This is a genomic window from Paenibacillus oenotherae, from assembly GCF_019443105.1.
GTDB classification, from domain to species: Bacteria; Bacillota; Bacilli; order Paenibacillales; family Paenibacillaceae; genus Paenibacillus_Z; species Paenibacillus_Z oenotherae.
Window position 1 is genome coordinate 466,265 of the sequence record NZ_JAHZIJ010000002.1, and the last position, 8,344, is coordinate 474,608.

Consider the following 8,344-nt stretch of genomic DNA (forward strand, 5'->3'; position numbering starts at 1 on the left):
ATTCGTGATAGACAATGGCTTGATTTTCATATAAATGGGAATGTTTTCGAAGATTCGAGGACAGCTAAGGAGCCCCGTGGAAGGATTTCTGCCATTTCCGTCGAATTGTCCAACCTATGATGACAAAAAGACAGATTATCCCCCTCCTGATTCTATTCATAATTCTAATTACTAGCATTCGACTTCTGTGGATCGATCTGACCCGGACTCCGGATCATCCTGTTGCCGTACAAGGACAGCTGGATTTGCGCGACTGGGATTTCTCATCCAGCAAAGCTCTTTCACTCGATGGTCAGTGGGCGTTCTATCCCGATGAATTGCTCATGCCAGGCTCTGCACACGATTCCGCTTCAAGCACAATCCGAACCTATATAGATGTTCCTCATAACTGGGGTGATGCATTATCCCCTTCCAAGCCCTCTCCCATTGGCTATGGGACCTATCGGCTGCGTATTCTTGTTAAACCCGATGCGGATCAACGCTACAGCATCCGGACGGCAAGCATTCCGACATCATCCGCAATCTATGCCAATGGCAAGCTGCTGGGCCAGTCAGGCCAGCCAGCGGTGACGAAAGAGGGCTACAAGGCTCGCAGCACTCCTTATACGGCTACTTTCTCGACAGATCAGGATACAATCGACCTCGCCATTCAGGTTGCGAATTTCGACAATCTGAGCTTGGGCGGGATATTCCTCCCGGTCAAGTTCGGAAGCGACATTGCCGTTCACACTGAGAGCCAGTTTATCATTAATATGCAGCTGATCGTAGCCATTGTCCTTCTTATGCATGTTATTTACACGGTTATCCTGTATCTGATCGGCACACGCCTCAAGGCTCTGCCCTTCCTGGCGCTGCTGGTCAGCTTTGCGATTCTGACCATACTGTCGTCAGATGATATGCTGCTATTCGTCTGGATTCCAATGGACTATGAATGGATTTCCAAGATCAGATCATTTGCCTATCTCGGCTCCGCCATATTTCTGCTTGAGTTCGTCAAGCATTTATTCCCTGAATATTCCAAAGTACGCGCCTTTCGCTGGTATTCATGGCTGAGTCTATTCTTCATGTTGACCATTCTGTTTATGCCGGTTCATTTTATGATCGGTATCAATGCTATTTCCGCTGTAATCGTCGTCATACCGTTTCTGATTGTTCCTGTCATTCTACTGCAGATAACATTAAGGAAAGAGCGGGACGCGATCTATCTGCTGCTGGGGTCAATCAGTATTCTGCTCAACATCGTGTGGGGAATTGTCAAACATTCATTATGGGTCGAGCTGATCTATTACCCTTTTGATATGATCCTTACATTTTTAATGATTGCTACCTTCTGCTTCAAACGTTATTTTCGAACTGTGATCCAGACCCATAGGCTGGCCGATCAGTTGAAGGAGGCAGCTAAGCAAAAGGACGACTTCCTGGCGAATACATCCCATGAGCTGCGGAATCCATTGCACGGTATGCTCAACATTGCCCAATCCGTTCTGGATAACGAAACCCATGCCCTCCACAGCTCCAATGCCAAAAGCATCGAGCTTCTCATTACGATTGGACGCCGTATGTCATTCGTATTAAACGATCTGCTGGATTTGACCAGGCTCAAGGAAAGCGGCATCCGACTGCAAGCCAGCAGCATTCACATTCAAACGGTCGCCGCTGGTGTGCTTGATATGCTTCGATTCATGACAGAGGGCAAGCCTGTCCGGTTTATCAACCAGATACCAGATACGTTCCCTGCCGTATATGCAGACGAGAACCGGCTGATTCAAATTTTATTCAATCTGCTACACAATGCGTTGAAATACACGAATGAGGGCAGCATTACCGTCGATGCCCGGTTAGAGAACGGCAAGGCTTGTATTCTGATCACTGATACAGGGATAGGTATGAGTGAAGCTGCACAGCAGACAATCTTCCAGCCCTATCAGCAAGGGGATTCCGGCAGCAGCGAGATTGGCGGCGGAATTGGGCTCGGATTGAGCATCAGCAAGCAATTGGTGGAGCTGCATGGGGGAACATTGGATGTTCGTTCCACACCAGACCAAGGCTCCGAATTCTCATTTACACTGTCGCTATCTCATCCTGATGAAGTGAATCAGCAAGCATCGCAGCCAGCCGCTCCGGCAGTTGCCGATTGCGAGATAGAAGCCGCTTGCGGGCAAGCAGCAGCCTCCGCGGCTTCAGCCGATGTGAGTACAGCAGATGAGAGTGCTCCGAACAACGTCTCTCCGTTGCCTCCTGCTGCCGATCTGCCCAAAGTATTGATTGTTGATGATGATCCGTTGAATTTAATGATGCTTGTTCAGATGCTTTCTTCGCATCACTATAATATTGTTACAACGACAAGCGGAGTGAAAGCTTTGTCGATGCTGGACAACGAAGAATGGGATCTGCTCATTACGGATGTCATGATGCCCCATATGTCCGGCTACGAATTAACGAGTGCCATACGAACCCGCTTCACCAGCTCAGAGCTGCCCATTCTGCTTCTGACCGCCCGCAGCAGAGCTGAAGACGTAGAAGCCGGGTTTCGGTCAGGTGCCAACGATTATGTGACCAAGCCGATCGATGCGACCGAAATGAGATCACGGGTACGGGCCCTAACCGAGCTCAAACGAACGGTGCGCGAACGGCTTCGCATGGAGGCCGCATGGCTCCAGGCACAAATACAGCCTCATTTCTTATTTAACACTTTAAATTCGATTGCTGCTCTGAGCGAAATCAATATACCAAGAATGGTTGCGCTCATTGAGAAATTCGGCGATTATTTGCAGGCAAGCTTCGATTTCCGGAATACGGAGCGGCTCGTTCCCATCCAGCATGAGCTTGGGCTCGTTCAAGCTTATCTATTCATAGAGAAGGAACGGTTCGAAGAAAGACTTCACGTGATCTGGGATGTGGAGGATCATCTCCAGCTGCATATCCCGCCATTATCCATCCAGCCTCTGGTTGAGAATGCCGTCAGGCACGGGATTCTCAGACGCATTCAAGGCGGCACGCTGCATATCCAAATTACGGACTATGGCGACCATGCGGAAATTAGCATCGGGGACAACGGGGTAGGAATGAATCAGGAAATTCTTAACCGCTTGCCTATTATTAGTGAACATGCGGGAATTTCCGGAGTCGGACTGCTCAATACAGACCGGAGACTCAAGCAAATCTATGGCAAAGGACTTCAAATCTACAGTGTTCCGAATCAAGGAACTACAATAACATTCACCGTCACCAAATAACAATCGGGGCTGTCCAGAAAGTCCTTTTTGAAAATCTCAGCTCCCACTTTCAGCAGCTGTACGATGTGGAATGCCCCTGGGAGCATGGATCATGGGACTGCCCACGTACTTCTCGCCAGAGGATGATCCGTCATTCAACCGCCAAGACATGCGAGATGCTAGATGCGAGCTGCTAGACGCTAGATGCGAGCTGCTAGACGCTAGCTGCTAGATGCTAGATGCGAGCTGCTAGACGCTAGATGCAACTTGCTAGATGCTAGACGCTAGATGCTAGTTGCGAGATGCAACTTGCGAGCTTCAGTTAGGATCTGCAAGTTAGGAGCTAGGAGCTGCGAGCTAGGCGAAACATGCGAAACGGCAGTTTTTTTCTCGACTCTGACCCCATAACGGTGAAATGCCTGCCAGAGAGCAGGTATTTCACCGTCATTTCCTCTTAACCGCTGATTTTTGCTCAAATTCATGCATGATCGCAGGAAATTTACTATTATGGCATCATATGACGGAAATGCATGCACATTTGCAGGCTTCTTACTCCGTCACTCTGTCCTCAAACCAGACTTGGAGAAGGGGAACGGCAACGCTAGGGAACCTCCCGGCAGCTTGCAGGTTATGGCGGCGGCGAAGAGAATTACTGTTGTCTGGAAGAGGAACAGGTCTGCTGTCGGCTCAAAAGCGACTGTACGCATATTCAGATAAATTATGAATATGCAGAAACCTGCTCAGTGGGCGATCTGGAATCAAGAAGAGGCTGTTAAGTCCCCCCATATACAATTAAAAGATGCCTCCAATCCCACTTTTCAGTGGTGGTTTTGGAGGCATCTTTTCACATCATTTGGGACTGACTCATTGGGTATTGGCTTTTCGGACAGTTCCGATTTTTTTGTTCTAGGAAGAAGTTCCTGTCGTTATGAAACGAATCAGATCTTCTCCACCCGCATTACGCAGGGTATACTCATGATCGTTGGAGGCTTCCTCAATCTCCTTGAAAGCCCAGTGCGTTGCAGCAACATCCGGCCAGCTTGATTTCTCTACGCCGAACAATGGGCCGCGATCAAACAATCGGTTAATCGTCGTAACCGCTTCTGCACGGGTTAACAATTTCTGCGGCTTGAACGTGCCGTCAGGGTAGCCCTTCATAATGTTGGTCTGATTCAGCGAATCGATTGCTCCGGCAGCCCAATGCTTCGTAACATCAGGATAATAAGCCGATGCCTTGAACGTGATATCCGTTGTCAGCTCTTTGTACGTCGCGCTAATCAATGCCAGCTCAGCACGTGAAATATGCGCATCCGGTTTGAAGCTGCCATCCGGATAACCTTTCATCAATCCCGCTTCTGTAACTATTTTGATATATTGAGCAGCCCAATGCTTGCTCTTCACATCGTTGTATGCGATATCTGCTTGACCGCCAAATAGTTCAGCAGGCAGATTGCGCGCCAGTATTGCCGCAATTTCCGCTCTTGTGATGGAGCGTTCCGGCTTAAAGGTTTGGTCCGGATAACCATTTACGTATTTGTGATGGACTTTATGGGCTATCGGCCATTCCACAATGGCAAAAGTACCATTCTTGGATACGTCGATCTCTACACCATATGTGCCATTGCCGAGCTCTACTACTTTACCTGCCTTCAACCAGTTGTCGCCTTGTCCAAACTCACCATATACAACCAGAGATGCGAAGAAAGCCTCGCGCTCTTGCGTACCGTTTGGAATTAATGCTGCCGGAATCGGCAGAATCAGCGCAGCTGTTTTATCCGAGAAAGCAGACTCGACCTTCAACGGACGGCCCACAAGCTTCGGCTTGACGTCCTTCTCTTGCTCCTTGCTCTGAATGGCGTTGTTCAGCAGCTCCTGCTGCTTGCCAGCATCTTTGACCGGAGTCAGCTTGATGGAGGTGCTGCCAGTTGGCGTTCCGAATGACGATACCGGAATACGGAGCAATCCGTTTACGGTTTTCAGTTCCAATGCAACCTTCGCTTCAGCAAGCTTGTCAATGGCGCCCTTCTCCACATTCAGCAGAACTTCAGATACTTCATCCTTGGCATCCGGAACTACAATTCGCGCATTGTGTTGTCCAGCTGCAGCAACTTTTTGTACAGTATCTGCTGCTTTCTGTGCGTTTAGAGTCAGCTCATCCTTCTTCGTTCCATCACCTGCAGGCTGACGCTTGACATCCATTTTCTCGATAACAGTTCCTTTTCCGTTCTCTCCTGTTTCGATATCAATTGGCAGTGTCTCGCCCGATGGAAGGATAATCGGTCCGCCTGGTGTAACAACATCTTTCAACTCGATAATGGTGAACGTACTGAATTTATTGATGTTCAGCATTAATCCGATTGGCGTTCCAGCGCCATCACGTACAACCGTACCTTTCTCAACGACTATTTCCCCGTCACTATGCTCGATGTAGATGCGAAGACGGTCAAGTGCGACATTGTTCAAATCAATACCGTTTTTGGCAAACGGAATGAATAGTGAGGTGTTGTAGCCTCTGTAGTTTGTTTCAATCTCCAAAGGCGTTCCAACTACAGCAACCGTCTTATTCTCATACGTCTTAGGAAGACGATTCTTCACCTGCTGCTGTTCAGCAGCATCCTTGATCGGAACGATACGAATGAACAGATCCATCTTGTTCGATCCGAGCTGTTGGATGATAGCAGACGTATACGCTAAAGTCGCATATTGAGTTTGCACATCCAAATCGAATCCATTGTTGGCCAGCAGTGAAACAGAACCGGTCGTCACTTCCACCGCGAATTCATCCGGCTCATCTCCAGCGACCTCATCCATATCAACAACAATTTGTTTATCGCCTGATGTGTTATTCGTGATTAGAGATTGAGTCGTGGTATCCGTCATGATCACTTTGTCAATAATGCTGGTCGAGTTGTTCGTGTTCACAACGTCTATCCGAATGATAGGCAGGCTCTCATTGGATCCTGTCTGACCTTCAACAACAATATTTCTGCTATACTGCTCATTTACGGTTTTCGTTACACCATTAGCTTTGACGATCAGCAGGAAGGTTCTTGTTTTTTCATAGCCGTTTTTAGAAATTTTGGCGGTTATGATCACACTTTGCTCTACAGCCTGCCGATTAACGTCTGCTGTAATCTTATTGGCAACCGGTGCCGGAATGCTGATGACACCCGATTTGCTTGAGCTCCAACTAACATTGGTATCATGCGGTCCAACCGTCAGCATGAAGATCGATGAAGTTACACTTTCCCAAGTATCGCCTTCCGAATAAATGATTCGAACCTCTTGGGCTGCCTCTTCGACTGCTTGCTCATCCGATAGCCCCGCTGTTGCGGAAGTCTTCGTGCTTTCTGTCTTGTCTACTTCGGTAATCGTCACTTTCACAACCTGGTTGCTCTCTAGGCCGCCATTGATCGGGACAGTTACTTCACCCGTGCTGCCTCCATTGTTCGTTGCTGTGCCGATGACTCCACCGTTCTCATCATAGACCGTCACCGTTGCACCTGGCGGTACATCCTTAACAATAACTTCGTCTGTGTTCGGATCAGCTACTACATCTTCTGGAGCCGCGCTTTGGTCGGTTGTTGCTGTAGCTGGCGTCTTCGTGCTTTCCAGCTTGTTCGGCTCGGTGATCGTCGCATCGATCTCTTGGCCTTCGTTCAGGCCGGTTGGGATGTTCACGGTCACATCGCCCGTGCTGCCACCAGTATTCGTTGCTGTGCCGATTTCATTGCCGTTCTCGTCGTACACCTTAACGGTCGCGCCTGCTGGAACGTCACCAACTACTACGGTATTCGTCGTAGCATTTGCCGTTACTTCAGTAGGTGCTGCACTTACGTCGGACGTTGCTGTTGCTGGCGTCTTCGTGCTTTCCAGCTTGTTCGGCTCGGTGATCGTCGCATCGATCTCTTGGCCTTCATTCAGGCCAGTTGGGATGTTCACAGTCACATCGCCTGTGCTGCCGCCAGTATTCGTTGCTGTGCCGATTTCATTACCGTTCTCGTCGTACACTGTAACGGTCGCTCCTGCTGGAACGTCACCAACTACTACGGTATCCGTTGTAGCATTTGCCGTTACTTCAGTAGGTGGTGCACTTACGTCGGACGTTGCCGTCGCTGGCGTTTTCGTGCTTTCCAGCTTGTTCGTCTCCGTGATCGTCGCATCGATCTCTTGGCCTTCGTTCAGGCCAGTTGGGATGTTTACGGTCACATCGCCCGTACTGCCGCCTTCGTTCGTTGCCGTTCCAATGACGATACCCAGTTCGTTGTAGATGTTTACTGTTGCTCCCGCTGGTACATCTTTTACAACTACTTTATCTGTTGTCGAGTTTGCTATGACTACAACAGGTGGTGCACTTACTTCTGCCACTGCTGTCGCTGGTGTCTTCGTGCTTTCCAGCTTGTCCGTCTCCGTGATCGTCGCATCGATCTCTTGGCCTTCGTTCAGGCCAGTTGGGATGTTTACGGTCACATCGCCCGTACTGCCGCCTTCGTTCGTTGCCGTTCCAATGACGATACCCTGTTCGTTGTAGATGTTTACTGTTGCTCCCGCTGGTACATCTTTTACAACTACTTTATCTGTTGTCGAGTTTGCTATGACTACAACAGGTGGTGCACTTACTTCTGCCACTGCTGTCGCTGGTGTCTTCGTGCTTTCCAGCTTGTCCGTCTCCGTGATCGTCGCATCGATCTCTTGGCCTTCATTCAGGCCAGTTGGGATGTTTACGGTCACATCGCCCGTACTACCGCCTTCGTTCGTTGCCGTTCCAATGACGATACCCTGTTCGTTGTAGATGTTTACTGTTGCTCCCGCTGGTACATCTTTTACAACTACTTTATCTGTTGTCGAGTTTACTATGACTACAACAGGTGGTGCACTTACTTCTGCCACTGCTGTCGCTGGTGTCTTCGTGCTTTCCAGCTTGTTCGTCTCGGTGATCGTCGCATCGATCTCTTGACCTTCGTTCAGGCCAGTTGGGATGTTCACGGTCACATCACCTGTACTGCCGCCATCGTTCGTTGCCGTTCCAATGACGATACCCAGTTCGTTGTAGATGTTTACTGTTGCTCCCGCTGGTACATCTTTTACAACTACTTTATCTGTTGTCGAGTTTGCTATGACTACAACAG

Annotated in this window: 2 protein-coding genes; one reads left to right on the top strand and one right to left on the bottom strand. The window is 49.1% G+C overall.

Annotated elements, in window-relative coordinates:
• The first annotated feature begins 116 nt into the window (after window positions 1–116).
• Entirely contained in the window at window positions 117–3,236 is a 3,120-nt protein-coding gene (locus tag K0T92_RS06240) for an ATP-binding protein (RefSeq protein ID WP_246627906.1), read from the top strand.
• A gap of 885 nt (window positions 3,237–4,121) precedes the next feature.
• On the opposite strand, the gene K0T92_RS06245 is transcribed toward K0T92_RS06240, so the two are convergent.
• Window positions 4,122–8,344: S-layer homology domain-containing protein (locus tag K0T92_RS06245; protein ID WP_219871556.1), on the bottom strand; the 4,223-nt coding region annotated here is incomplete at its 5' end.